The following is a 23,712-nucleotide window of genomic DNA, read 5'->3' as shown; positions in this document are numbered from 1 at the left end:
GGTGGCGATCTGGGCGAAGGGCATCAGCGCCATGCGGTTGGCGGCGGTGAGGATCGCCACGTCCCCGGTGCCGCCCTGGCCGCTATGGCAGGCATTCACGATGGCGGTCTCGATCGGGTACATGCCGAGACGGCGGCCGACGAAGAAGCCCGTCGCCATCATCGTCACCACCGTCGAGACGATGGTGATGAGGTTCGCCAGCGTGAAGGCGGCCACCAGCTTGTCCCAGGGGGTCATCGACACGCCGATGGCGAAGAGCAGCGGATAGGTCATGCTGATCTGGACGAACTTGTAGGCGACGAAGCCGCCGGCCTGAAGGCGTGGCGAGACCGCGCTGGCGAGCTTGGCGAGGACCGCCAGGAACAGCATCGCCACGGGGGCGGGGAGCCCGGTGAGGTGGTGCATCATCACCCCGAGGAGGTAGAGCGTCACGGCGGTGAGCCCCGCGGCGCCCACGGTGGCGGCATCCACGGGGATGTCCTCAACCTTGGCGGCGGTGACGTCGTTGTCCCGATCAGGCTGAAGCCGACCTTCCCCGGTGAGATGGGGCTTGCGCTTGCCCACCGCGTTGAGGGTACCGGCGAGGATGATCGCCGTCAGGCTGCCGAGCATGACGGGAGGCAGCACCTGGGCGAACACGTCGCCCTGGCTTTGCCCCAGGATGGCGGCGTAGCCGATGGAGAGGGGGATCGCGCCCTCGCCGACGCCACCGGCCATGATCGGCACCACGAGGAAGAAGAAGGTGTTGTAGGCGCCAAGCCCCAGAAGGGTGCCGACCAGCGTCCCCACGCAGGCCGCCGCCACGGAGCCCGCCGCCAGGGGCACGAAGATCTTCAGGAAGCCCTTGATCAGCACCTCCCGGTCCATGCCGAGGATGCTGCCGACGATGATCGTGGCGATATACAGGTAGAGGAAGTTGGTGAACTTGGTGAAATCCGTGATCGCCTTCACCAGCGGCGGCGGGATCAGCAGGTAATAGACCAGGGCCGAGGGGATGAAGGTCGCGAAGATCGCGCCCGCCCCTATGGTCTTCAGGACGGGCAGGCGCTTGCCGATCTCGGCGCAGGTGAAGCCGCCCAGCGCCAGCACCGCGATCATCGTCGGCGCATCGGGCTTGATCTCCCCCTCCGATGTCAGCACCGCCAGGAGGGCGACGAGGATGACGTAAACCGGTGCCGGGATGATGCCGATCTTGAAGTCCACGAAACGCCACCAGCCCTCTGGTCGAAAGCGGCGCGTGGGCGTCTCGGCCGCCGGACCGGATTCGGCGGCCGCGGCGGAAGCTGGGTTCGCCATGGATACTCTCCCATCGACCGGTCACCTGTCGTGCCGGCCTGATTGATCGGACCTTCTGTGGCGAACCGACACGAGCGTTCCGCCCGCTGCCGGCCATCCCGGTTCCGTGATGCGTGAATGGGCGGATGGCGCCGCGAGCTTGTCAATTGCAGGTCGTATCAACCGATCCGGATCGTCTCGGAAGTTCGTTCACGTCCGCGAGAGCCCGTAAAAGGCCGGGCCGATGGCCCTCGCGGATTTCTTCCTCCGGCGAAACGGTCTAAACCGCGCCCCTCGCGCCGAACGCGCGCCATCCGAACACCAGCCGCTTACCTGCCTCGTTCGCAGGAGTGAGCGCGAGGAGACCCGATCCGATGCCCATCCTGACATTTCCCGACGGCAACACCCGCAGCTACGACGCCGCGGTGACCGGCCGTACCGTGGTCGAGGGCATCGCCAAGAGTCTGACCAAGCGCACCGTCGCCATGGCGCTCGACGGGCGGGTCCGCGACCTCGGCGACCTGATCGAAGCGGATGCCCGCATCGAGTTTCTCGACCGCGCCGACCCGCGCAGCCTCGAACTGATCCGGCACGATTGCGCCCACGTCCTGGCGGAGGCCGTGCAATCCCTGTGGCCGGAGACGCAGGTCACCATCGGTCCGGTGATCGAGAACGGGTTCTACTACGATTTCGCCCGCGACCAGCCGTTCACCCCCGAGGACTTCCCCAAGATCGAGGCGAAGATGCGCGAACTCATCGCCCGCGACGCTCCCTTTACCAAGGAGGTGTGGAAGCGCGACGACGTGCGGGCGCTGTTCGAGGCGAAAGACGAACACTACAAGGTCGAACTCGTCGATGCGATCCCGCCCGGCGAGGACCTGAACATCTACCGCCAGGGCGAGTGGTTCGACCTCTGCCGCGGCCCGCACATGACCTCCACGGGCAAGGTCGGCACCGCCTTCAAGCTGATGAAGGTGGCGGGCGCCTATTGGCGCGGCGATTCCAACAACCCGATGCTGACCCGCATCTACGGCACCGCCTGGGCCACGAAGGAAGACCTCGATGCCTATCTCCACCGGCTGGAGGAGGCCGAGCGCCGCGACCACCGGCGCCTGGGGCGCGAGATGGACCTGTTCCACTTCCAGGAGGAGGGGCCGGGCGTCGTGTTCTGGCACGCCAAGGGCTGGACCATCTTCCAGGAGCTCATCGCCTATATGCGCCGGCGCCTGAAGGGCGCCTACGCCGAGGTGAACGCGCCGCAGATCCTCGACAAGTCCCTGTGGGAGACCTCCGGACACTGGGACTGGTACCGGGAGAACATGTTCGCCGCGCAAAGCGCCGGCGACGAGGCCGAGGACAAGCGCTGGTTCGCGCTCAAACCCATGAACTGCCCCGGCCATGTGATGATCTTCAAGCACGGCCTGAAATCCTACCGCGACCTGCCCCTGCGCATGGCCGAGTTCGGCATCGTCCACCGCTACGAGGCGTCGGGCGCCATGCACGGGCTGATGCGCGTGCGCGGCTTCACGCAGGACGACGCCCACGTCTTCTGCACCGAGGACCAGCTCGCCGACGAGTGCCTGACGATCAACGACCTGATCCTCTCGACCTATAGCGATTTCGGCTTTGGCGACATCGTGGTGAAGCTTTCGACCCGGCCCGAGAAGCGGGTCGGGTCAGACGCCCTCTGGGACCATGCCGAGGAGGTGATGACCCGCGTCCTGGCGCAGATCGAGGAGCAGTCGGCCGGGCGAATCCGCACGGAGATCAACCCCGGCGAGGGCGCCTTCTACGGGCCGAAATTTGAATACGTGCTCCGCGACGCCATCGGCCGCGACTGGCAGTGCGGCACGACTCAGGTCGATTTCAACCTGCCGGAGCGCTTCGGGGCGTTCTACGTCGATGGCGACAGCCAGAAGAAGGCGCCGGTCATGGTGCACCGGGCGATCTGCGGCTCGCTCGAGCGCTTCACCGGCATCCTGATCGAGCATTTCGCCGGCCATTTCCCGCTCTGGCTCGCGCCGGTTCAGGTGGTGGTGGCGACGATCACGCAAGATGCCGACGGGTACGCCCGTGAGGTGGTGGCGGCGCTGAACCGCGCGGGGCTCCGGGTCGAGTCGGACCTGCGCAACGAGAAGATCAACTACAAGGTCCGCGAGCATTCGCTGGCCAAGGTGCCGGTCATGCTCGTGGTCGGCCGCAAGGAAGGCGAGGAGCGCACCGTCTCGATCCGGCGGCTGGGCAGCCAGCAGACCCGCACTGCCTCCCTCGAGGCCGCCCTGGCGGATCTCGTCACGGAGGCGACCTCGCCGGACATCCGCCGGGCGCAGGCCGTGGAAGAGAGCGTGCCGAGCGCCGACGTGGCGCTCGACGGGCAGCACGGGGAAAGCCCGACGCCGTGATCCGGTCTCGATGAGCATCCCCCTCTCCCCGCACGCGGGGAGAGGGCCGCGTCTCCCCCTCGTTGGGAGCGCGGCGAGGCGGCAGCTGACGGTGAGGGAGCGCGTCCGACAGAGCTTTGTCCGAAGATACCCCCTCACCCTCGCCCTGACGGGCTCACGTCGCTTCCCGACGAAGGCAGGACGACGTCCTCTCCCCGCCCGGCGGGGAGGGGAGTTGGCCCCGCCCTACGGCACTTCGTTGCCGGCGTAGTTGATCGAGCCGTCGGGACCCTTCTTCCACATGTACATGACGTAGTCGGGCCGGGTGATGTCGCCCTTCTTGTCGTAGGAGATGTCGCCGATCACTGTGTCGAACGGCTTGCCCTGCTGCATGTAGGTGGCGATCTTCTGCCCGTCGCTGGACTTCGTCGCCTCCATCGCCTGTTTCAGGATCTGCACGGCGGCGTAGGAATAGAGGGTGTAGCCCTCCGGATCGAAGTTGATGGCCTTGAAGGCGTCGATGGTGGCCTTGGCCTTCGGGTTCTTGCGGGCGTCGGGCGAGAAGGTCATGAACGTGCCGTCGGAGCCTGGACCGCCGACCTGCGAGAACTCCCGGTCGGCGATGCCGTCACCGCCCATGAGCGGGGCGGCGAGGCCCTGGTCGCGCATCTGGCGGATCAGCAGGCCGGCTTCGGTATAAAGGCCACCGAAATAGACCACGTCGACGCCCGCCTGCTTCAGCTTCGAGACGAGGGACGAGAAGTCCTTCTCGCCGGGGTTGATGCCCTCGAAGATCACGTTTTTGCCGCCCTTGGCTTTGAGCGCCTTCAGGGTCTCGTCGGCCAGACCGCGTCCGTAGGGAGTCTTGTCGTGGACGAAGGCGATCTTCTTGCCCTTGAACTTGTCAGCGAGGTAGGCGCCCGCCACCGCACCCTGCTGGTCGTCGCGCCCGCAGGTGCGGAACGTGTTCCAGTTGCCGCGCTCGGTATACTTGATCGCGGTCGAGGCCGGGCTGATCTCGACGATGCCGGCTTCCTGCAGCACGTCGGAGACCGGGATCGAGACGCCGGAATTGAATGCGCCGACCACGGCCTTCACGCCCTCGGAGGCGAATTTGTTGGCCACCGACACGCCCTGCTTGGGATCGGACGCGTCGTCGCCCACGGTCATGACGAGCTTCTCGCCGTTGACGCCGCCGGCCTTGTTGATGTCGGCGATCGCCTGGGTCGCGCCGGTCTTGATCTGAGCGCCGAAGGCCGCGTTGGGGCCGGTGACGGGGACGACCACGCCGATCTTGATCTCGGCCTGTGCGGCGCCCGCCAGCATCAGCGCGCCCAGGGCCACGCTCATCGCCATCAGTGTTTTCATGGTCATTTCCCCTCGATCAGCGCGGCGGATCGAACCTGCTCCGCATGGCGCATGGTTGCATGAAGATGGTGCGGGCTCACGTCCCTTGCCGGTCGCGCCATGTCAGCGGGCCGGTCCGCTCGTAGAGCCAGCGGTATTGCGTAGTCATCTGTCGTGTGCGGGTGCTCCGGTAGCCCAGCGCGCCGATGGCGAGGATCACCACCGCGTCGAGGGCGTAGCCGGCCGGCGAGAGCAGCGTGCCCGAAAAGAGGGCGTAGTGGAGGAAGCGGGACACGGCCGCGATGGCGAGCCCCGCCAGCACGCAATGCCAGAACGGACGCCATCCCCTGGCAAAGCCGCTGCCCGCCATCCACGCGGCCCCTCCGCCCATCGCCACCGTGACGAGGAGGAAGATACCGAGATTGGGCGTGTCGAGGGACAGGGTCTCGGTCAATGCTGGCCCCCTTCGAGATAGGCTGCCTTCACCTGCGGGTTGTCGAGGAGTTCGCGGCCCGTGCCGCTCATCGTCACCGCGCCGGTGACCATGACGTAGCCGCGATGGGCCAGTTTCAGGGCGTGATAGGCGTTCTGCTCGACGATGAAGACGGTGAGGCCCTCGCGCTGGTTGAGGTCGCGCACGGCCGAGAAGATCTGCTTGACGATGAGCGGGGCGAGGCCGAGCGACGGCTCGTCGAGCATGAGCAGGCGCGGCCGGCTCATCAGGGCGCGGGCGATGGCGAGCATCTGCTGCTCGCCCCCCGACATGGTGCCGCCGCGCTGGTCGAGCCGCTCCTTCAGGCGCGGGAACAGGGTGCACATGCGCTCCAGATCCTCGGCGAAGTGCCGCCCGCCATGCAGGGCCGCGCCCATCTGCAGGTTCTCGCGCACGCTCATGCGCGAGAAGATGCGCCGCCCCTCCGGAGACTGGGCGATGTTGAGGCGCGCGATCTCGTGAGTCGCCATGCGGGTGATGTCGCGGCCCGCATAGGTAATGCTGCCGGTGCGGGCCTGCGGCTGGCCGAAGATCGTCATCATCAGGGTCGACTTGCCGGCCCCGTTGGCGCCGATCAGGGCGACGATCTCGCCCTCGTTCACGTGCAGGTCGACGCCCTTCAGGGCCTGGATGCTGCCGTAATAGGCAGAGACGCCGCGCACGTCGAGGAGGGGCGCCTGCAGAGCGCGGGTCTCCTCCACGAGGACGTTGATCCCGGCGACGCTCATGCGGGAATCTCCGCCTGTGTTCCCGTCAGGCCGACCTCGGCCTCCACCGCCGCCACCTCCTCGTCGTCGACGCCGAGATAAGCGGCGATGACGCGGGTATCGGTGCGGATGTCGTCGGGCGTGCCGTCGGCGATCTTGATGCCGTAATCGAGCACGACGATCCGGTCGGAGATCTGCATCACCACCGACATGTCGTGCTCGATGAGGAGGACGGAGGTGTCGTACTCGTCGCGGATCAGCCGCAGCAGGGTGTTCAGTTCCGCGGATTCACGCGGGTTGAGGCCGGCGGCGGGCTCGTCGAGGCAGAGCAGCACCGGATCGGTGCACATGGCCCGCGCGATCTCCAGGCGGCGCTGGTCGCCGTAGGGCAGGTCGCCGGCGGCATCGTCGGCCCGCGCCGTGAGGCCGATCCGGTCGAGCCAGGCGGCGGCCTTCTCGATCCCCGCCTTCTCGGCGCTGCGATAGGCCGGCAGCCCGAGGATGCCGAGGATCGAGAAGCCGGAGGCCTTCATCAGCGGCTTGTGCATGGCCACCAGCAGGTTTTCCAGCACCGTCATGCGCGGGAACAGGCGGATGTTCTGGAAGGTGCGGGCGACGCGGGCGAGCCGGTTCACGTCGTGGCCGGGCAGGCGCTCAAGAAGGTAGGTCTCGCCGCCCTTCTGCATCAGGCGGATCATGCCCTCGCTCGGCTTGTAGAAGCCGGTGATGCAGTTGAAGACCGTGGTCTTGCCCGCGCCGTTGGGGCCGATGAGCGCGGTGATGTCGCCGCGCCCGACCTTGAACGAGAGGTCGTTGACGGCGGTGAGGCCGCCGAACCGCATGGTCAGGTGGTCGACGATCAGCACCGGATCGGCGGGGCCGCCGGGACCAGCGGCGGGAGGCTCGTCCCGCAGCGTGGCGAGCCGGGTGATGCCTGTGGCGAGGGTCATCGGCCGCGCTCCGCGATGGTGACGGAGGGCGTTCGCTCGGAGATGAGGCCGCGCGGGCGGAACACCATCATCGCCACCATGGCGAGGCCGAACAGGAGCAGGCGATACTCGTTCGGATCGAAACCCTCGCCGAACACGGCCTTGAGGAAGCCGAGGTTGCGCAGGAGTTCGGGGGCGCCGATCATGACGATGGCGGCGATGGCGACGCCGATCTGGCTGCCCATGCCGCCGAGCACGACGATGGCGAGGATGATGGCGCTCTCGAGGAAGTTGAAGCTCTCCGGCGAGACGAAGGCCTGCCGCACGGCGAAGAACGATCCGGCGAAGCCCGCGAACATCGCCCCGAGGGCGAAGGCGGTGAGCTTGGTGATGGTGGTGTCGATGCCGAGCGAGCGGCAGGCGATCTCGTCCTCGCGCAGGGCCTCCCAGGCGCGCCCCAGCGGCAGGCGCCGCATGCGCAGGGTCACGAGGTTGGTGACGAGCGCCAGGGCCAGGATGAGGTAATACAGGAAGACCAGCCGGTGCATCGCGTTGAAGTTAAGCCCGAACGTGGCGGCGAACCCGTTCTCCCCCGCCGTGAAGGGCAGGCCGAAGAAGCTGACGCGCGGGATCGAGGAGATGCCGGCGGCGCCCCCCGAGAAATCGGTCCAGTTGATGAGGACGAGGCGGATGATCTCGCCGAAGGCCAGGGTCACGATGGCGAGGTAATCGCCCCGGAGCCGCAGGACGGGGAAGCCCAGCAGCACGCCGAAGGCGGCGGCGAACAGGCCGGCGAGCGGCAGGCAGATCCAGAAGGACAGGCCGAACACCGTGGAGAGGAGGGCGTAGGAATAAGCCCCCACCGCGTAGAAGGCGACGTAGCCGAGGTCGAGGAGGCCGGCGAGGCCGACCACGATGTTGAGCCCCCAGCCGAGCATGACATAGGTCAAGATCAGGATGCCGAGATCGATCCAGTAGCGGCCCTCGCCGAGGGACCCGGTGAGGAGGGCGGCGAGGAGCGGCAGGGTGAGGGCGATGACGAGGGTGATCGGCGCGAGGATCGCGGCGAGGCGGCTCGCCCCTTCCGCCACCGGCGCCCGGGCGGCCCGCCGCCGCGCCCGTCCGGTGAGGTAGAGCTGCTGAACGAGGCGCAGCACGAAAATGGCGGCGCAGAGGGCGAAGACGGTGCCCCAGCGGCTGGTGATGACGAGGCCGATGCCCTGGCCGAGATCGGTGCGGTAGCTGACGATGGGCACGCAGAGGCCCAGCGTCACCAGGGCGAACAGCCCGGCATCCTTGATCAGGGAGGGAAGAGCGGACGCCTCGGCGCGGTCGGTCACGGGGATGGGAGTCGTCGAACCGGTTGCCACGTCAGACCTTCTCCACTTCGGGCCGGCCGAGGATGCCCGAAGGCTTGAAGATGAGCACGACGATGAGGATGAGGAAGGCGGCCACATCCTTGTACTCGATGGAGAAATACGCCGACCAGAAGGTCTCGATCAGGCCGATGATGATCCCGCCGATGACGGCGCCGGGGAGCGAGCCGATGCCGCCGAGCACGGCCGCCGTGAAGGCTTTCACCCCCGGCACGAACCCGTCCGAGAACGAGACAACGCCGTAATAGAGAAGGTAGAGCGTGCCCGCGACGGCGGCCAGGGCGGCTCCGAGGACGAAGGTCAGGGAGATGGTGCGGTCGACATTGATGCCGAGCAGGGCCGCCATGCGCCGGTCCTGCTCCACGGCACGCTGCGCCCGGCCGAACGGCGTCTTCTGTACGAGGTACCAGAAGCCCGCGAGCAGCACGGCCGTGGTGACCATGATGATCGCCTGCTTGTAGGACAGGGTCACCGTGTACTGCTCGTTCTGGTAGAGGACGACCACGTCCCGCACGAGGGGCGGCACTGGCTTGTTGCGGGCGCCCTGCACCACCTGGACGAAGTTCGACAGGAAGATCGAGACGCCGATGGCCGAGATCAGCGGCGCGAGGCGGAACGATCCGCGCAGGGGCCTGTAGGCCACGCGCTCGATCGCCCATCCCCACAGGGATGTCAGCGCCATGGCGATGACGAGGACGATGAGGAAGACCAGGGCGACGGAAGAGAGGCCGAGCCAGGTGGTGAGAATGAGAAACGCGATGAGCGCGATGAAGGCCGAGACCATGAAGACGTCGCCGTGGGCGAAATTCACCATGCCGATGATGCCGAAGACCATGGTGTAGCCGATGGCGATCAGGCCGTAGATCGACCCGAGGGTCAGGCCGTTGATGAATTGCTGGGCGAAGAATTCCATCGATGGGCTTTCGCGAATGGCATGCCAGATGGCCGCCCGGGGCTGTCCCGAGTCTGCCTACCGCCAGGATCGGGCGTGTTCGGCGCGGGCGAGTGTCTGCAAGAACGCTTCGGGGTCAATGCGGAAATCGCCACGGTCCGAAGGGATTGTCAGGCTTCGTCACCAAGCCGGCCCCGAAACACGGCAGTGCGAGGAGACGAATACGCTCCGTGAGCACCCTGGCGTGGAACATCCGTCCGCCGACCCTACGGTTTTCCGTAGTACGCAGCTTCCTCCACGACTGCCAGACAGGATCCGGAAACGGAGAGGCTGGTATGATCCACATCGTTACACCCGCCAACGAGATCACGTATCGTGATGAGATGGAACAGGCTTGGCGCCTGCGCCACGACATCTTCGTGACCGAGAAAGGCTGGACGGATCTCGCCAAGCCGGATCGGCGCGAGATCGACCAGTTCGATACGCCACATGCCATCCATTTTCTGGCGATCGAGGATCGCAGGGTCATCGGCTATAGCCGGCTTCTGCCGACGACACGCCCGCACCTGCTGTCGGACGTCATGCCTCAGCTGTGCGAAGGCGAACTCCCGCGCGGCAGCGATTGCTGGGAATGGACGCGGCAGGCGGTGGCGCGCTCGCACCGGGCGCGGGGCAAGGCAGTCAACCCGGTCTCCCTCGCACTCCTCACCGGCATCGTCGAATGGGGGATGCGCCACGGCGTGACCCGGCTCGTGCTGCAGATGCCGACCCTCTACCTTCTGCATGTGGTGCAGCTGCATTTCCGCGCCCGCCCGCTCGGCCTGCCCCATTCGATCAGCGGCGAGGACATCATCGCGGCGACCGCGGAGTTCGACGAGCGCACCCTGGCGCGGCTGCGCACCGTCAGCGGCAATCCGGATTCAGTGCTCGCGCCGTCCTCCTACGCCTACCTCGCCGCCTGAGCGAAGGCTGCTTGCCGGACCATCCAGACCATTTCGAAGACGGGCTCTTCGACAAGATAAGAACAAGGGCTGACATCATGTATGCATCGGTGATCGTTAGGGACGAAAGTCTCGACTCTTTGGCAGGACATTGCATCGCGGCACGGAACATCATCGAGGCATCGGGGACATCGGTGATGCGCCAATTGATCGACCTCCTGTTGTTCGAGATCGGCGTGGCCATGGCGAAGGCGGCGGAGACCGAACGGCAGCCGACCCGCAGCAACTTAAGAGTGCCTCACACAACTCCCGGTCACGGTCGGTTCTCGTTCTGAGCATGACAGTGCGGCGGGAGTCTTGTGAGAGACACTAAAGCGGCGAAGGGTGCGATCCCCGCTCGGATCCGCGCCGCCTCGGTCCCAATCGCCTGCGGCTTCGGGCACCCAGCCGCTTATGCCACGTTTCACCGACCCCGACCCAGAGGTCGGGATCGGTGAGACGTGGCGAACGACCGCCGCCGTGCCGTCGCGCGGGCAGACCTCGATGAGCCGGGCTCACCGAGGTCTGGTATGACGCCGCCCGACCGTCGGCGGCGGATATCCGCGCCGTCCCCGAACGAGACAGGGGGGGGCCGGCGACGAGTCCGCGGATCTCCTCGCGGGCCAAGAGCGACCGCATCCAGACCGGCGCGGGCGAGGACGCCATCGTCGGGGGAAGGGCGGCGGCGGGATGAACCAGGATCCCTCCGCGCGTGTTGAGATCCGGTAGATCGCTCCCGATCGCCTGGAAGAACCGACATGCCGGCACTGGTACGTACCCTCGCGCTCCTCATCGTCGCCGCCTCGGCGGCTCCGGCGCTCGCACAGGACGGCCAAGGCGGACACTCGACGTTCCTCACGCAGGCGCCGTTGGGGAGTTTCAAGGCGTCCAAGGTGATTGGGCTGCGCGTGGTCGGCCAGGATCACGTCAAGGTCGGCTCCATCGAGGACGTGATGGTGGACGGGAATGGCCGCGTCCAGGCGGTGGTGATCGATGTCGGCGGCTTCCTCGGAGTGGGAGGCAAGCGGGTCGCGGTGCCCTTCGACCAGATGACGTGGAACACAGACGCCAAGGCCGGGCGGACGCCGGACCCGTCCATCGTCAAGCCAAAGGACGCCCCCTCCGAGGCACAGGCGGCCAAGGTGACACCGGAGACCATGCCCGGCGCGAAGTCCGGCAACGCGGTCCTCAAGGCGGAGACGACCGGCGACATCGACCAGGCCACCGGCCCGGCGGGCGCGGCCGCCACGACGGAGGTCACGAAGGACCGCGCGACCGTCCAGATCGGCGAGCCGATCGAGGCGGAGATCCGTCGGACGAAAGCGGAGTTGCAGGCCGCGCCGGTCTTCACCTACCCGACGCAGAAGGCGGAATGATACGGAGACCGGATGCGTGGTCCTGAAGGGGAGGGAGCGCGAACGCGATCCGTCCGCAGCCATGCCTGCTGGGCTCGGAGCCTGACGCACGTCTCAAGCCCTCGGCCCGAACCCGACGGTACAATCCTGATGATCGATGGACGATCCCGTCCGGCCGCATGGCCGTCCTCGGGATCAGACGCTTCGGGGTACATCAACTCGAACGAGTTGGTGCGGCCAAGAGGACTCGAACCTCCACCCCTTGCAGGACTAGCACCTCAAGCTAGCGCGTCTACCAATTCCGCCATGGCCGCATCGGTACCACCCGTTCCGCCGCGCTCTCCGCGGTGAGGCGGTGCGGTGCGTTTCGTGTGGCGCGGCGCAGCGGATAACAGATCGAATCTGCCACGACAAGCGCCGTAATGCGACTCAGATGAGATCGACCGGCCCGTCGAGGATCTGGACCGCCCCGTCGCCGATGGTGACGCCGGGGGTGCGCACGACGTCGGCCTTGCGGATCAGTTCGGTGATCTCCACCGAGATCCGGTTTCCGGTCACCACGATCTGCCCGCGTGCGATCGGGTGGTCGTTTGCGAGAATCTCGACCATATCCGTTTCCGTGGATTCGAGTTCGATCACGGCGCCGCGTCCCATGCGAAGCAGCATGTGGAGGGGCATGTGGCTGCGCCCGAGCACCACCGAGAGATCGACCTTGAGGTCTTCCAGAACTGCCACGCGCCACGAACTCCATCGGCCCGCTCCGGGCCTCGATCGGCGGAGTGTTCCTGAAATATGGTGAAGCCTTGGTAAACAATGCCCCCCGCAGCGCCCGGCTGTCCGCCTCGACGGCCGATTTCCGACCGCGCTCCGGCCTGAGGCCGGTCCTGTGGCGGATCAGCGACACCCTCGTCCCCTACGACGAGGCGGTGGCGGCGATGGAAGCACATGCCGGGCGCATTGCGAGCGGGGAGGCGCCCGAAATGGTCTGGCTGCTCGAACACCCGCCGCTCTACACCGCCGGAACCTCGGCAAAAGGAACGGACCTCGTCGAACCCGACCGTTTTCCGGTCCACGCGACGGGGCGGGGCGGGCAATACACGTATCACGGGCCGGGGCAACGCGTGGCCTATGTGATGCTCGATCTCAACAGGCGCAGACCGGACCTGCGCGCCTACGTGTCCGCCCTTGAGGCCTGGATCATCGCCACCCTCGGCGCCTTCAACGTGCGCGGCGAGCGGCGCGAGGACCGCGTCGGCGTCTGGGTGCGCCGGCCCGAGAAAGGGGAGGGGGTGGAGGACAAGATCGCGGCGATCGGCATCCGCGTGCGGCGCTGGGTGAGTTTCCACGGCATCAGCCTCAACGTGGAACCCGACCTGTCGCATTTCACCGGCATTATCCCCTGCGGCATCAGCGGCCACGGCGTGACCAGCCTCGTCGATCTCGGTCAGATCGTCACCCTGCCCGAAGTGGACATGGCGCTACGCGCCTCGTTCGAGGCGATCTTCGGAGAGACGCAGGATGGGGAGTGCCAACAGGTTGTCCTCGGATAGTCTGGGTCGGCCGATGGGTGTCTGGCGGCTGATGCCCCTATGAGGGCGCTGCCAGTTGTAGCGGAAGAGGAGGGCCGGGAGTTCCTCTCAACGTTGACCGGACGTATTGCCGGCCCGGTTGCGTTTATGGGCGATGCCCAGCCATCGCAGGGCTTTGGCGCAACGCCCGGATTCGAAGGCCGACCCGTTGTCGGTCGTCACGCGCTCGACCGCGATGACGTAACGGCGGAAGAAGCGCAGGGCGTCGAGGAGGACGGTGAGGCCGGAGCCTCGCTACTCGTCGGGATGGATTTCGGAACAGTCCAGCCGGGCATGATCCTCGACGGCCAGGTGCAGGTACGCCCATCGTCTCGGCCACGGCCGCCAGGGCAAACCCGGTCCGGGCCAGCCGAATCCATCGCGCTCGACCCGCCGGCGTCAATCGCGGATCGTGACGGACGTCCATCCGGTCCCTCCGGGATCGCGGAGGCCTCGCAACTCCGGCGTCCTCGGTTCAGACCCAATGGGCAACCTCCGGAAAACTCACAGCTAGCCCACCCGCAGCAGCAGGGCCACGGCCGCCACGGCGATGACCGCGAAGGTCGCCAGGATCCCGCCCCCGCGGCAGGCGAACTGCCGGGGGGAATTCTTGGGCGCGAACATCCCGAACGGGTGCAGCACACGCGCGACCAAAAGCACGATCAGAAGGCCGCGCACCAGGGTCGGTCCGCCCCCCACCGCTTCCAGTAGAGCGACGAGGACGAGCGCCAGCGGCACGTACTCTCCGAAATTGCCCTGGGCGCGGATGCGCTTCTCCAGGATTTCGTTGCCCCCATCCCCGTGCAGGACATCAGCCGACAGGCGGCCGGCGACGACCCAGGACGAGAGTCCGATATAGAGGAGCGCCAACAGGGCCGCGTAAAAGGCCGTCAGGGCAGGATAGGTCACAGGGTCACTCCGGTGAATGGATCTCGATCGAGCGAACGCGCGGACACGATCGAATGCGGGGCGTATCCGCCCGCTATCAGCGAGGCTTCTGGGCCGCGCGGCTCGGATCGTCGGCGGGGTCGATGTAGTTCAGGCCGAAGGGACCCGTCCCGTTGACCTGCAGCTCCACCGGCTCGTGTGTGGTCCAGAGGGCATGCGGCATGTCCCGCGGCAGGTAGACGAAGCCGCCAACGCGCAAGGACTTGCCGGCGCTCTTGTCCAGCGTCGCACCGTGCTGGTGGTAGATCGAGCCGGCCAGGATGGTCAGCGTCTCGTCCTGGGCATGCGTGTGCGGAGCGATCACGGTATCGGCGGGAACCTTGATGCGCAGCACGAAGGGGCCGGACTTCGCCGGGTCGCCCGACAACCGGCTAATCTGCGTGCCCTTGGGCAGGTTCGCAGGCCCCGGCTCGTAGATGACGCTGGCCGCATCCAGAACCGTGACGCTGCCACGGTGTGTGGAGTCGCGGGCTTCCGCGAAGGCCCGGCTCGCGACAGGAATCACCATGAGGGCGGCGACGAGGGTTGGTACGAGCGGGCTCATGCAGCGGCCTTGCCTTCAGGATCGGGAGAAAGCGGTCGCCGCAAGGCGTCCGCTGGACCTCAGCGCCCGGCGCCCGGCTCGTGGATGGGGCAGCCGTTGAAGCGCTGACGGAACTCGGCCGAGTGCTTGTAGGGAGCGTTGCGAGCACGGTTGATGTTGCCCAGGGGCTGGTGGGCCGAAAGCCCGGTCCAGATGCTGAACCGCATCTCCTCGTCGACCTCTTGCACGCGCCCCGCGTCCCAGCTGTCCTGCGGCCGAACGGTGATCAGCCCGACGCGCTGGAACGGAGCCTCCGCCTCGTCCCACTCCACCGTCGGATCCTCGACGGGCTGGCGTTCGAGATCGCGACAGAGCTGCACGCGGAATTCCCAGACGCCTTCGATGCCACGCATCTCCGACTGCACCGTCTCACGGATCGCATCAGGTCGACCGGACGCGTCGATCTCGTTGCCCGTCAACGCGGTGAGCGCGGGAGCCACGGGGGCGACGGAGAACTTGGCGATGTAGTCGCCATACCGGAACGGTGTGACGCTGTAATAGGTCTCGCCGAGCGGATCGACGTTGGGTGCGCCGCCAAGGGAGGCGAGGGTCGTGCTCTCGACGCCCACTGCCTGCAACGCCTTGTTGACGCCGCGCAGCACCGTCGAGGCGGCGACCTTCAGGCCCTCGGCTCGGTCGGTGGTGCCGGCGAGCAACTTCAGGCTGCCCAGGAACTTGTCGGCACTCGGCGCCTGGAAGACCTTGCCGTTGACCATGATGAAGTTCTGCGTCGTGCCCTCGGCACCGGCCAGGCGCTCACCCTCGACATCGAGCACCTTCAGGGCAAGACCGCGCGGCAGGGAGACGGCGTCGGGCAGGATGTCGCCGGCATTGGTCGACAGGCGCATGTACACTCGGTGTTCGCCGGGCTTAGCGAACAGGCCCTGCGCCAGTTCGGGGGGCAGGGTCGCATCGACCGTCAGCCGCCCCTCCAGGATGCCATGCGACTTGGCGTGCACGGACCGAACCGCGTGGCCGGAATTATCGGCGACGGTCTTAAGGATCTTGTCGAAGGTCTCGTTCAGCTGGTCGATCGTCTCTTCCTCATCGCCCTTCACGTGTTCGACGTCGAGGCTGTAGCGGACTGGCGCTTGCAAGGTCATGGGCTCCGGCTCGATGCAATTCCGACGTGAACAACGCGGGCCATGGTTCGTTCCAGCTTCGCGGGTGTTCAATTAACGGTGAGGATCGTGGCGCAGGCGGCTCCTTCGAGATGGCCGGCCGTGCCCCTGATCCTCCGACCCTCGTCGCCGATGGGTACCGAGGTGAGCAGCTGGAACCGCTCAGTTGGGCGACGTTAAGAAGGGTTCGGCACCGATACGCGACTGGGTTGCGACATGGCGACAACCCGGGAACCGCCCCCCCGAATCCCGCTTTGTCCCGCTGAACAGTGCGATGCCTTCGCGTCGAGCGCATGTCCTCGACTGGCAAGAACTCCCGAAGGTCGGCTTACGATGACGCATAGGTTCGCCCTCTCGATGGCGTTCGCCTTTAGCCTCGCCGCTCCCGTCCAGGCGCAGACCTTCGCTTCGCCAGGCCCAGCCGAAAGCGTGTTGCGCGGGAATGAGTGTGGTCCCGGCACCACCGCTCCAGCTGCGAGCGACATCCGGAACGCGGACGGCACTCGGGTCGACCAGGGTCTCGTCACGAGCCGCAACCCGAACGACCAGCCGGCCTTCCGCGCCAAGATCGTCGAGGCGTTCGCAGAGGGCCGCCACCCGGCTCGAGGCCAGAGCGCCTGACCGGGCAGGGTTCGATTCGCAAGAGACACACAATGGGGGCCGCCGCGCATCGTGCCGGCGGCCGGAAGGAGATCGGATGGGACGGTTCTCAGGCAAGGTGGTGCTGGTCACGGGCGCAGCCTCGGGCATCGGCGAGGCCGCCGCGCGACGGTTCGGGGGAGAGGGCGCGACGCTCGTTCTTGCCGACAAGAATGCCGACGGACTGAACGAGGTGGCCGGCAGCATCGAAGCGGCCGATACCCTCACGGTGGTCGCCGACCTTTCCAACGCGGACCGGTGCCAGGACGTCGTCGCGCAGGCCGTCCAACGGTTCGGACGCCTCGACGTCCTCGTCAACAATGCCGGCAAGGATCATCTCGGCCGTGTCGACGAGGGCGACATCGGCGACTTCTCGACGATCATCGAGACCGATCTCTACGGCGTCTTCTACATGACGCGGTTTGCCCTGCCTCACCTCCGGGAAACCCGAGGGTCCATCGTCAACGTGTCGTCCGTCTCCGGTTTGGGCGGCGACTGGAACCACAGCTTCTACTGTGCCGCGAAGGGCGCGGTGACGAACTTCACTCGTGCCGTCGCGCTCGACGAGGCGCGGAACGGGGTCCGGGTGAACGCCGTCAATCCATCGCTGGTCTACACGCCGTTCACGGCCGGCATGCAGGACCAGCCCGACCTCGTCACCAAGTTCGAGGAGCGGATCCCGATGGGACGCGGAGCGAAGCCCGACGACATCTCCGGCGTGATCGCGTTCCTGGCGAGCGAGGACGCTCACTTCGTCACCGGCGTGAATCTGCCGGTCGACGGTGGCCTGTCGGCCTCCAACGGTCAGCCGAAGTTGAGTTGATGACCTTCCGCGACGCGATCTGCGTCCACGGACGTGAGATTCACCCGAATACCGGCCGCCGATCCACCGCGTCAGACCAACTTCCGCCCTCATACCCGACGAGGCTGAGCATGGCTTACCTGCGATACGCACCCGACATCGAGACCCCTGCGGCAAACGAGCAGGAGACCATCGACGGCATCATCGAGGGGATGACGCAGCAATCCGAGACGGTCAAGGCCCGCGAACACCATGCCGTGCGCGCCAGCCATGCCAAGAGTTCGGCCTGCGTCACCGGCGAGCTGACGATTGCCCCCGGCCTGCCCCAGGATTTGGCGCAAGGGCTCTTCGCCACCCCCGGTACCCATCCCGTGGCGGTTCGCTTCGCACAGGGCCCGGGCGAGACCTTGGGCGACCGCGTGTCGACCCACCGCGGCATGTCGATCAAGGTGTTCGACGTCCCCGGCGAGAAGCTTCCCGGCCACGCCGTCGACACGCAGGACTTCGTGCTCGCGACCGGGACGACCTTCCCGTCCGGTACTGCGGCCGGATTCCTGCGAGATGGCACCGTCATCGGCAAATCGACCGGGTTGCCGGAGGGCGTGAAGAGCGCTGTCTCGTCAACGGCGCGCAGCCTCAACCGGGTGCTGCACGCCTTTGGCACCGAGAGTGCGATGGCCGATTTCTTCGGCCACCCCTACAGTCACCCGCTGGCAGACAGCTACTTCAGCCAGGCGCCGATCCGCTACGGCGAGTATGTTGCGAAGCTCGGTGCCGTGCCGACGACGGAAAGCCAGCGCGCGCTGTCCGAGTGGCGGCTCGATCCGCACCAGGACGAGGACGGCTTCCGTCATGCCACGGTCGCCTTCTTCCGGGACCACGAGGTGGTCTTCGAGTTGAAGGCCCAGCTTTGGGCGGATGCCGAACGGCAGCCGATCGAGGACGCCTCGGTCGATTGGCCCGTCTCGATCAGTCCCTACCGCACGGTGGCGACGCTGCGCTTGCCGCGCCAGGACGCTTACGCCCCGGATCGGGTCCGCTATTTCGACGAGGTGATGACGTTTCGTCCGGCCCACAGCCTCGCGGCGCACCGGCCGCTTGGTTCGGTCATGCGCGCTCGTCTACAGGTCTACCGCGCGCTCAGCACCTTCCGCCACCGCGAGAACGGCGTGACCGCTGAAGATACCGGGAGCATCGATCGAATCCCAGCTTGAGAGCGGGGATTCAGGTACGACCTCCGGCGAAGGCGAGGCTCCACGCCGACGACCACGGCCACGCCAGTGGCGGGCGTCGTGGCGACGCGTCGAGATCCTCTATCGGCACAAGACCCGAGATGGTTCATCATGAGGGACCTTGCTGCATCACGCCTCATGCATGGCGAACGATCCTTGAGCCTGACGGTGACGGAAGACGTCCGAGCGCGACGCAGATCTACAGGCACGACTCATCGACACGGCAAGCGACACGACGGACTTCACAATCCTCGACGCGCGCGCACCAAGGCGCCGCCGGTCGCCACGATCCGTGTCTCGGGCACCGGATCCCGCCGGGCGTCCACGGGAACTGGCTTTTAAAGCACAAGGCCGGGTGACGGTCGTTCGGCACGTCGGAGGCGCGAGCGCGTTCAGGTGCCGCAGAACGTGCGGTCGCCCGCCCCGCCGCGCCCCAGTGCTTCGCGCGGAGGTCATCTGGCCATTGCAGGGCTTGAAGGTCTCGTCGAGCAGCACGGCGCGTTCATCGCCGAGTGTCCCGCAAGCGTTCCAAGCCGGCCGGGCCGGCGAGCCGGTCCCCGTGCATGCCGATGTTCGCCGCCAGCGCACAAGTCGACGGGATCCAGCGCGGGGCTGCCGTTGTCGCAGCCTTCATGGTTGGAAGAAGACGAGACGACCAGCCCCGATCACGCTCAGGGGGCTAGAGATACTTGAGCCATTCGATATCCCGTCGAGCCGCCTTGAAGCGCGAAAACCAGGCCGTCGGCCAATAGAGGGGCACGATCAGGCCCGCGTACCAGACCAGCACCCAGCCATAGCTCGCCACGCCGAACACGCTGCCCTGCGTCTCGCCCCAGATGGCGGCGGCACCATGGTACAGCAACCGCAGGACCGTCAGGTGAAGCAGGTAGAAGAACAGCGGCGCAGCACCGAACACCGCCAGGGCCGAGACGAAGGACGCGTCGCGCATCCGCTCCAACGCAACGAGGAGCAGCGCCCCGACCCCGAGCGTCAGCAGCAGAAACAGCAGCGAGGGAGGATACTTCGTCAGCGCGAGGAAGCTCAGGGTGGTGCGCAGCGCATCGCCCTCGACCGCGAACCAGGGCCTGTCGCCGTAGCCGTTCGCCAGCCGCAGCACAGCGAAGGCGACGAGCATCAGGCAGCTGAGAGCCAGAAACCGGCGCTCGCGGGTGCGTGTCGTGACGCCGGGCAGGAACCATGGGCCGACCGCGTAGCCGAGCACGATCACGCCGATCCACGGGAGCACCGGATAGGTCGTCTTGGCGACCAGCCCTAACGGCAGCGCGATGACGTCGCGCTGGTGCAGCATCGCCCAGACCGCAAAAAACGGCTGGTCGGGCTGGAGGTGGATCGGGTCGAGGAGGTTGTGACCGCAGACGATCAGCAATCCGATCGCGAACAGAGCCGGGCGTGGCAGGCCGATCAGCGCCGCCAGGACGATCATGCAGACGCCGCTGCACCAGATCACCTGAAGCCAGAGCGTCGGAGAGGCCACCCCCCAGTACAGTTCCGACAGGTAGATGACCTCCAGCACCATCAGAACGAGCCCACGCTTCAGCAGGTAGGCCCGTGTCTCCGCCAGCGTGTGCCGGGTGCCGAACAGGAATGCGGCCACGCCGGTCAGCGCGACGAAGATGGGCGCGCACAAACTGACGACGAGGCGGGCCAGGGCCACGGCCGGCAGGGTGGTCCGGGCGTCGATCGGGTCGGCCACGGGCACGTGCAGGAACCAGGTCTCGCGCAGGTGGTCGAGGAGCATCAGCACCATCACCAGCCCGCGCAGGGCATCGATGGAGGCGATGCGGCCTGGCAACGCCGACTCCTCGGGCTTTCCCGGATTCCGGCCCATCAGAACCGCGCCGTCATGCTGACGGTGACCCGACGCGGTTCGCCGACGCCGACCCAGAAGGTGTTGTAGGAGCGCTCGTAGTAGGTCTCGTCGAAGATGTTGTCGACGTTGATCCCGAAGCGCAGGTTCTCGTAGCGGTAGTAGGCCAGCGCGTCCGTGAGGATGTAGCCCGGCAGGCGGAAGCTCTCGACCCCGCTGTCGCCGAGGCGCGAGCCGACCGCCCGGACCCCACCGCCGATCCCGAAACCCTTCCAGTCGCCCGCCTGGATCTCATAGATGCCGAGCAGCGAGCCGCTATGGCGCGGGATGTTGAGGAGCGGTGATCCGACCCTCAGCACCTCGTCGCGGGTGACCGCCGCGTCGATGAAGGCGTATCCGCCGATCACCCGGAACTCCGGCGTGACCTGCCCGACCAAGCTGACGTCGAAGCCCTGGCTGCGCACGGCCCCGGCGGCGATCTGGAAGAAGAAGTCCGCCGGGTCGGTGGTGAGCACGTTCTCCTTCTCGATGTGGAAGGCGGCGGCCGTCACGCTGAGGCCGTCGAACAGGTCGAGCTTGGCCCCGACCTCGTAGGCGAAGCCGGTCTCGGGCGCGAAGGGCCGCGACGCGCTGTCGAACCCGGTATTGGGACGGAACGAGGCGGCGACGTTGCCGTAGAGCGCCAGGAACGACAGCGGCTGGTAGACGAGGCCGGCCCGCGGCGAGAAGCCGGTGCGGTCCTGCTCGGTCCGCTCATTCGCGACCTTGTCCCGGAAGGTCTGGTTGTAGAAGTCGGTGCGGTTGCCCAGCAGCAGCTTCCATTCCGGGCTGAGCGCGATCTGGTCCTGGAGGTAGACGGCCGTGTTGCCGACGTTCTCGCTGGCGCTGTAGCGGCGCGTGAACGGGGGCTTGGCCTGCCCGTAGACGGGGTTGAACAAGTCGATGGCGAAGGGGTCGAGGCGCGGGGTCGAGCGCAGGAGGTTCTCGGTGCTATTGGTGCGCTCGTGCTCCAGGCCGAGCAGCAGGGTGTGGGCGAACGGCCCGGTCTCGAAGCGCCCGACGAGTTCGGCCTGTCCGATGGCGACGCCCCAGGTGAAGTCGTGCTGGCGGAACTCGCGCAGGAGCGTGCGCCCGTCGTCGAGGATTCCGGTCGCGCCGGTCTGCAGGCCGGTGAGGCTGCCGGTGTTAAGATGGGTGGCGACGCGCAAATGCCAGTCGGTGTTGAAGGCGTGCTCCAGCCGCACCTGCAACAGGGCGCTCTCCGACACGGAATCGTCGCCCGGTTCGCCGAAGAAGCGGGAGCGCGGAACGAGGCCGAGGCGGTTGTTCACCGCCACCGTGCCGCGGTCGAAGGTCTGGCGGTTGCGCAGATACTGCGCCTCCACCGTGATCTTGGTGTCGGGCGTCACCTGCCAGCTCACCACGGGCGCGACCAGCACACGGTCGCCGTCGACGTAATCGCGAAAGCTGTCCTGGCGGGCGAGCACGCCGTTGAAACGGTAGAGCACGCTGCCGTCCTCGCTCAGCGCACCGCCGGCATCCACCGTGGTGCGGGCGGTGCCGAAGCTGCCGAACAGCGTGCCCATCTCGACGAAGGGCCGGGCCACGGGCTGCTTGGTGAGGATGTTGACGGTCCCGCCGGGATCGCTGCGGCCGTAGAGGGCGCCGGCCGGGCCCTTCAGGACCTCGATGGACTGGACGTTCTGGGTGTCGGGGGCGCCGTTGTAGCCGCGGGCGATGTTGAAGCCGTTCTGGAAGATGTCCTGGGTGGCGAAGCCCCGGACGGAGTAGAGGGCGAGGTTCTGGGCACCGAAGTCGTTCTGCTTGCCGACGCCGGGCACGTAGTCGAGGGCGCGCTCGACCCGGGTCGCAGCGGTGTCGACCAGGACCTCCCGGGGCACCACGTCGACCTGCTGCGGCAGGTCGCGGCGCGGCGTCACCGTCTTGGTGCCGCTGTAGAGTTCCGGCACCCGGTAGGTCGGCGTGGCGGTGATGGCGCCCTCGACGGAGAGCGCGTCGAGCACCACGGCGGTCTCCCCGGAAGGCGCCCCCTGGGCGGCAACGACGGTGGGGATCGCGCAGGTCAGAGCCAGCGCGGGCCAAAACGGATTCGATGGACGACGGGACAAAGCGGACGGCCTCGGCAGTGGCACGTCACCGCGAACGAGGCCGAACCACGCGCAACGCGCATGCTCCCGCACCCGCCGGGGCACCCCGCCCAGCGTGTCTCGCGTGTGACCACGACTGACGGCAGGTCTCCTGGCTCGCGGGTCGCCGCCCTTCACCGTCTTCCCGAGCGAGGTGGCTTAGTGACGTCGGTGGTGAAGGGCTCGCCGCTTACAGTTGCGGGGGCAGCCGCGGCGTTGGGGTAGTCCCCGCACTGCGTTCCCTTTTGATCCTCCGGGGAGGAACCGTCACGGCCGAGGTAGCATGCCGACGCCCATGCCCGTCAACGGACCAGGTGCGATGCACGAGGGATTATGCCCTGCCGGCAACACTTGGAAAGACGGATCGCTCACTCCGTCCGGCAGGGCAGGATCTCGACCTGCTCCGGCGGCAAGCCACGCCACCAAGCGTCCGGGGATCCGAAAGCGTCGTAGGCGAACCGGAGGACTTCCTCCGGCTGGCGATGCGACGGGTCCACGCGACCGCGCTCCGCGTTGCGGGCCTTCAGGACGTCCCACGGCACGTCGAACACCTTCCATTCCACGGTGAGCCCGTGTCGGGCGACAATCGTGAGTTCGCGCTCGAACACGGGTCTGGCGAGATGGGTGTCCGCCATCACCACGCTGAATCCGTTCGCCAGCGCGGCCTCCAGGGCCGCTTCCTTGACCCGGTGCAGGACCTCCCCCGCCCCATCCTCCTGTGAGCCCTGCCTGATTTGCCAATAGACGCGCCGATCCGGAGGCCAGAGGGACTGCCGAAGGTCGTCGAGGGTGAGGTGGACCCAGCCGTCGAGGGGATCGAAGCGCCGTGCGAAGGTCGTCTTCCCGGCGCCCGGGCAGCCGATCAGGCCGACGACCCTTTGCGGCGTGCCCCACCGATTCTCCGCAGGCGTCGGTGGCTGCATGATCAAGCTGTCGCCTCGTCGTCCTCGTCGTCGCTGGCCGAGCCCTCGATGATCTCGCCGCGCCGGTAACGCGCCTGGGCCTCGGCAATGCGGCGTGCGCCCTGTGCGTGGCGGCTCGACACCGAGCCGCCGGGCGCCTCGGGGCCGCCGCGCTTGATCGCCACCAGCTCCGGGTCGCCCCAACGG

General features: G+C 67.2%; 22 protein-coding genes, 1 tRNA gene, 1 pseudogene and 1 riboswitch. Of the genes and pseudogenes, 8 read left to right on the top strand and 16 right to left on the bottom strand.

The window, feature by feature from the left end; genetic code table 11:
- On the bottom strand, positions 1-1,296 hold a 1,296-nt coding region (locus MKK51_RS00315; protein ID WP_243974276.1), incomplete at its 3' end, for a 2-hydroxycarboxylate transporter family protein.
- A 353-nt stretch (positions 1,297-1,649) separates the two neighbouring features.
- Between MKK51_RS00315 and thrS the strand changes: the two genes are divergently transcribed.
- On the top strand, positions 1,650-3,677 hold the full coding sequence (thrS, locus tag MKK51_RS00310) for a threonine--tRNA ligase (RefSeq protein ID WP_243974275.1): 2,028 nt from the start codon (positions 1,650-1,652) through the stop codon (positions 3,675-3,677).
- Positions 3,678-3,902: 225 nt separating this feature from the next.
- On the opposite strand, the gene MKK51_RS00305 is transcribed toward thrS, so the two are convergent.
- From MKK51_RS00305 to MKK51_RS00280, 6 genes are all read right to left on the bottom strand, one after another.
- Positions 3,903-5,024, bottom strand: coding sequence for a branched-chain amino acid ABC transporter substrate-binding protein (locus MKK51_RS00305; RefSeq protein WP_243974274.1), 1,122 nt, complete (start codon positions 5,022-5,024; stop codon positions 3,903-3,905).
- Positions 5,025-5,100: 76 nt separating this feature from the next.
- Positions 5,101-5,457 carry a DUF6867 family protein gene (locus MKK51_RS00300; protein WP_243974273.1) on the bottom strand — a complete coding sequence of 119 codons (357 nt, stop codon included), beginning with the start codon at positions 5,455-5,457 and terminating at the stop codon, positions 5,101-5,103.
- Entirely contained in the window at positions 5,454-6,224 is a 771-nt protein-coding gene (locus MKK51_RS00295) for an ABC transporter ATP-binding protein (protein WP_243974272.1), read from the bottom strand. Before MKK51_RS00295 ends, MKK51_RS00300 begins: the two co-directional genes overlap by 4 nt.
- Positions 6,221-7,153 carry an ABC transporter ATP-binding protein gene (locus MKK51_RS00290; protein WP_409565588.1) on the bottom strand — a complete coding sequence of 311 codons (933 nt, stop codon included), beginning with the start codon at positions 7,151-7,153 and terminating at the stop codon, positions 6,221-6,223. Before MKK51_RS00290 ends, MKK51_RS00295 begins: the two co-directional genes overlap by 4 nt.
- Positions 7,150-8,502, bottom strand: a complete 1,353-nt coding sequence (gene livM, locus MKK51_RS00285) for a high-affinity branched-chain amino acid ABC transporter permease LivM (RefSeq protein WP_243974271.1) — start codon at positions 8,500-8,502, stop codon at positions 7,150-7,152. Before livM ends, MKK51_RS00290 begins: the two co-directional genes overlap by 4 nt.
- Before the next feature lies 1 nt (position 8,503).
- The gene (locus MKK51_RS00280; RefSeq protein ID WP_243974270.1) at positions 8,504-9,421 is read right to left on the bottom strand and encodes a branched-chain amino acid ABC transporter permease; all 918 of its coding nucleotides are present in this window, start codon (positions 9,419-9,421) and stop codon (positions 8,504-8,506) included.
- A 314-nt stretch (positions 9,422-9,735) separates the two neighbouring features.
- Between MKK51_RS00280 and MKK51_RS00275 the strand changes: the two genes are divergently transcribed.
- The 3 genes from MKK51_RS00275 (at position 9,736) to MKK51_RS00265 (ending at position 11,756) form a co-directional block, all read left to right on the top strand.
- Positions 9,736-10,362 carry an acyl-homoserine-lactone synthase gene (locus tag MKK51_RS00275; RefSeq protein WP_243974269.1) on the top strand — a complete coding sequence of 209 codons (627 nt, stop codon included), beginning with the start codon at positions 9,736-9,738 and terminating at the stop codon, positions 10,360-10,362.
- 11 nt (positions 10,363-10,373) lie between these two features.
- The gene (locus MKK51_RS00270; RefSeq protein ID WP_243974268.1) at positions 10,374-10,676 is read left to right on the top strand and encodes a hypothetical protein; all 303 of its coding nucleotides are present in this window, start codon (positions 10,374-10,376) and stop codon (positions 10,674-10,676) included.
- A gap of 462 nt (positions 10,677-11,138) precedes the next feature.
- Positions 11,139-11,756 carry a PRC-barrel domain-containing protein gene (locus MKK51_RS00265; protein ID WP_243974267.1) on the top strand — a complete coding sequence of 206 codons (618 nt, stop codon included), beginning with the start codon at positions 11,139-11,141 and terminating at the stop codon, positions 11,754-11,756.
- 208 nt (positions 11,757-11,964) lie between these two features.
- Here MKK51_RS00265 and MKK51_RS00260 read toward each other — a convergent pair.
- Both MKK51_RS00260 and MKK51_RS00255 read right to left on the bottom strand, forming a co-directional pair.
- Positions 11,965-12,049 (bottom strand) — tRNA-Leu (locus MKK51_RS00260).
- A 115-nt stretch (positions 12,050-12,164) separates the two neighbouring features.
- Positions 12,165-12,470 (bottom strand): FliM/FliN family flagellar motor switch protein, encoded by a 306-nt coding sequence (locus tag MKK51_RS00255; protein WP_243974266.1) that lies wholly within the window; start codon positions 12,468-12,470, stop codon positions 12,165-12,167.
- A gap of 68 nt (positions 12,471-12,538) precedes the next feature.
- Between MKK51_RS00255 and lipB the strand changes: the two genes are divergently transcribed.
- A complete protein-coding gene (gene lipB, locus MKK51_RS00250) occupies positions 12,539-13,285 on the top strand; it encodes a lipoyl(octanoyl) transferase LipB (RefSeq protein WP_409565587.1) in 747 nt (248 codons plus the stop codon).
- A gap of 528 nt (positions 13,286-13,813) precedes the next feature.
- Here lipB and MKK51_RS00240 read toward each other — a convergent pair.
- The 3 genes from MKK51_RS00240 to MKK51_RS00230 all read right to left on the bottom strand — a co-directional run bounded on the left by MKK51_RS00240 (position 13,814) and on the right by MKK51_RS00230 (position 15,937).
- Positions 13,814-14,212, bottom strand: coding sequence for an MAPEG family protein (locus tag MKK51_RS00240; protein ID WP_243974265.1), 399 nt, complete (start codon positions 14,210-14,212; stop codon positions 13,814-13,816).
- Positions 14,213-14,288: 76 nt separating this feature from the next.
- Positions 14,289-14,795, bottom strand: coding sequence for a cupin domain-containing protein (locus MKK51_RS00235; protein WP_243974264.1), 507 nt, complete (start codon positions 14,793-14,795; stop codon positions 14,289-14,291).
- Between the two features lie 59 nt (positions 14,796-14,854).
- Positions 14,855-15,937, bottom strand: a complete 1,083-nt coding sequence (locus MKK51_RS00230) for a catalase family protein (protein ID WP_243974263.1) — start codon at positions 15,935-15,937, stop codon at positions 14,855-14,857.
- A 351-nt stretch (positions 15,938-16,288) separates the two neighbouring features.
- Between MKK51_RS00230 and MKK51_RS27470 the strand changes: the two genes are divergently transcribed.
- The 3 genes from MKK51_RS27470 (at position 16,289) to MKK51_RS00215 (ending at position 18,610) form a co-directional block, all read left to right on the top strand.
- Positions 16,289-16,576: a hypothetical protein gene (locus tag MKK51_RS27470; RefSeq protein WP_409565586.1), complete on the top strand. Its 288-nt coding sequence runs from the start codon at positions 16,289-16,291 to the stop codon at positions 16,574-16,576.
- 76 nt (positions 16,577-16,652) lie between these two features.
- On the top strand, positions 16,653-17,417 hold the full coding sequence (locus MKK51_RS00220) for an SDR family NAD(P)-dependent oxidoreductase (protein WP_243974262.1): 765 nt from the start codon (positions 16,653-16,655) through the stop codon (positions 17,415-17,417).
- 110 nt (positions 17,418-17,527) lie between these two features.
- Positions 17,528-18,610, top strand: a complete 1,083-nt coding sequence (locus MKK51_RS00215) for a catalase family protein (protein WP_243974260.1) — start codon at positions 17,528-17,530, stop codon at positions 18,608-18,610.
- Between the two features lie 697 nt (positions 18,611-19,307).
- Here the strand turns inward: MKK51_RS00215 and MKK51_RS00210 are convergent.
- From MKK51_RS00210 to MKK51_RS00195, 4 genes and pseudogenes are all read right to left on the bottom strand, one after another.
- Positions 19,308-20,441: a DUF1624 domain-containing protein gene (locus MKK51_RS00210; RefSeq protein WP_243974258.1), complete on the bottom strand. Its 1,134-nt coding sequence runs from the start codon at positions 20,439-20,441 to the stop codon at positions 19,308-19,310.
- A 35-nt stretch (positions 20,442-20,476) separates the two neighbouring features.
- Positions 20,477-22,585: a TonB-dependent siderophore receptor gene (locus MKK51_RS00205; RefSeq protein ID WP_243974257.1), complete on the bottom strand. Its 2,109-nt coding sequence runs from the start codon at positions 22,583-22,585 to the stop codon at positions 20,477-20,479.
- Between the two features lie 102 nt (positions 22,586-22,687).
- A riboswitch (cobalamin riboswitch) is annotated at positions 22,688-22,887 on the bottom strand.
- Positions 22,888-22,971: 84 nt separating this feature from the next.
- Positions 22,972-23,526: an AAA family ATPase gene (locus MKK51_RS00200; RefSeq protein ID WP_243974256.1), complete on the bottom strand. Its 555-nt coding sequence runs from the start codon at positions 23,524-23,526 to the stop codon at positions 22,972-22,974.
- A gap of 2 nt (positions 23,527-23,528) precedes the next feature.
- A pseudogene (locus MKK51_RS00195) lies at positions 23,529-23,712 on the bottom strand (hypothetical protein); the annotation flags it as partial.

It is taken from the genome of Methylobacterium sp. E-045 (assembly GCF_022829685.1).
Classification (GTDB): domain Bacteria; phylum Pseudomonadota; class Alphaproteobacteria; order Rhizobiales; family Beijerinckiaceae; genus Methylobacterium.
Note: the sequence above shows the minus strand (reverse complement) of the source record. Positions and strands in the feature narration are given on the sequence as shown.

Excerpts from the sequence above, each read along its gene's own strand:
- thrS (WP_243974275.1), top strand. The coding sequence starts at position 1,650 with ATGCCCATCCTGACATTTCCCGACGGCAACACCCGCAGCTACGACGCC.
- MKK51_RS00305 (WP_243974274.1), bottom strand. The coding sequence starts at position 5,024 with ATGAAAACACTGATGGCGATGAGCGTGGCCCTGGGCGCGCTGATGCTG.
- MKK51_RS00295 (WP_243974272.1), bottom strand. The coding sequence starts at position 6,224 with ATGAGCGTCGCCGGGATCAACGTCCTCGTGGAGGAGACCCGCGCTCTG.
- MKK51_RS00290 (WP_409565588.1), bottom strand. The coding sequence starts at position 7,153 with ATGACCCTCGCCACAGGCATCACCCGGCTCGCCACGCTGCGGGACGAG.
- MKK51_RS00280 (WP_243974270.1), bottom strand. The coding sequence starts at position 9,421 with ATGGAATTCTTCGCCCAGCAATTCATCAACGGCCTGACCCTCGGGTCG.
- MKK51_RS00275 (WP_243974269.1), top strand. The coding sequence starts at position 9,736 with ATGATCCACATCGTTACACCCGCCAACGAGATCACGTATCGTGATGAG.
- MKK51_RS00265 (WP_243974267.1), top strand. The coding sequence starts at position 11,139 with ATGCCGGCACTGGTACGTACCCTCGCGCTCCTCATCGTCGCCGCCTCG.
- MKK51_RS00235 (WP_243974264.1), bottom strand. The coding sequence starts at position 14,795 with ATGAGCCCGCTCGTACCAACCCTCGTCGCCGCCCTCATGGTGATTCCT.
- MKK51_RS00230 (WP_243974263.1), bottom strand. The coding sequence starts at position 15,937 with ATGACCTTGCAAGCGCCAGTCCGCTACAGCCTCGACGTCGAACACGTG.
- MKK51_RS27470 (WP_409565586.1), top strand. The coding sequence starts at position 16,289 with ATGACGCATAGGTTCGCCCTCTCGATGGCGTTCGCCTTTAGCCTCGCC.
- MKK51_RS00220 (WP_243974262.1), top strand. The coding sequence starts at position 16,653 with ATGGGACGGTTCTCAGGCAAGGTGGTGCTGGTCACGGGCGCAGCCTCG.
- MKK51_RS00215 (WP_243974260.1), top strand. The coding sequence starts at position 17,528 with ATGGCTTACCTGCGATACGCACCCGACATCGAGACCCCTGCGGCAAAC.
- MKK51_RS00200 (WP_243974256.1), bottom strand. The coding sequence starts at position 23,526 with ATGCAGCCACCGACGCCTGCGGAGAATCGGTGGGGCACGCCGCAAAGG.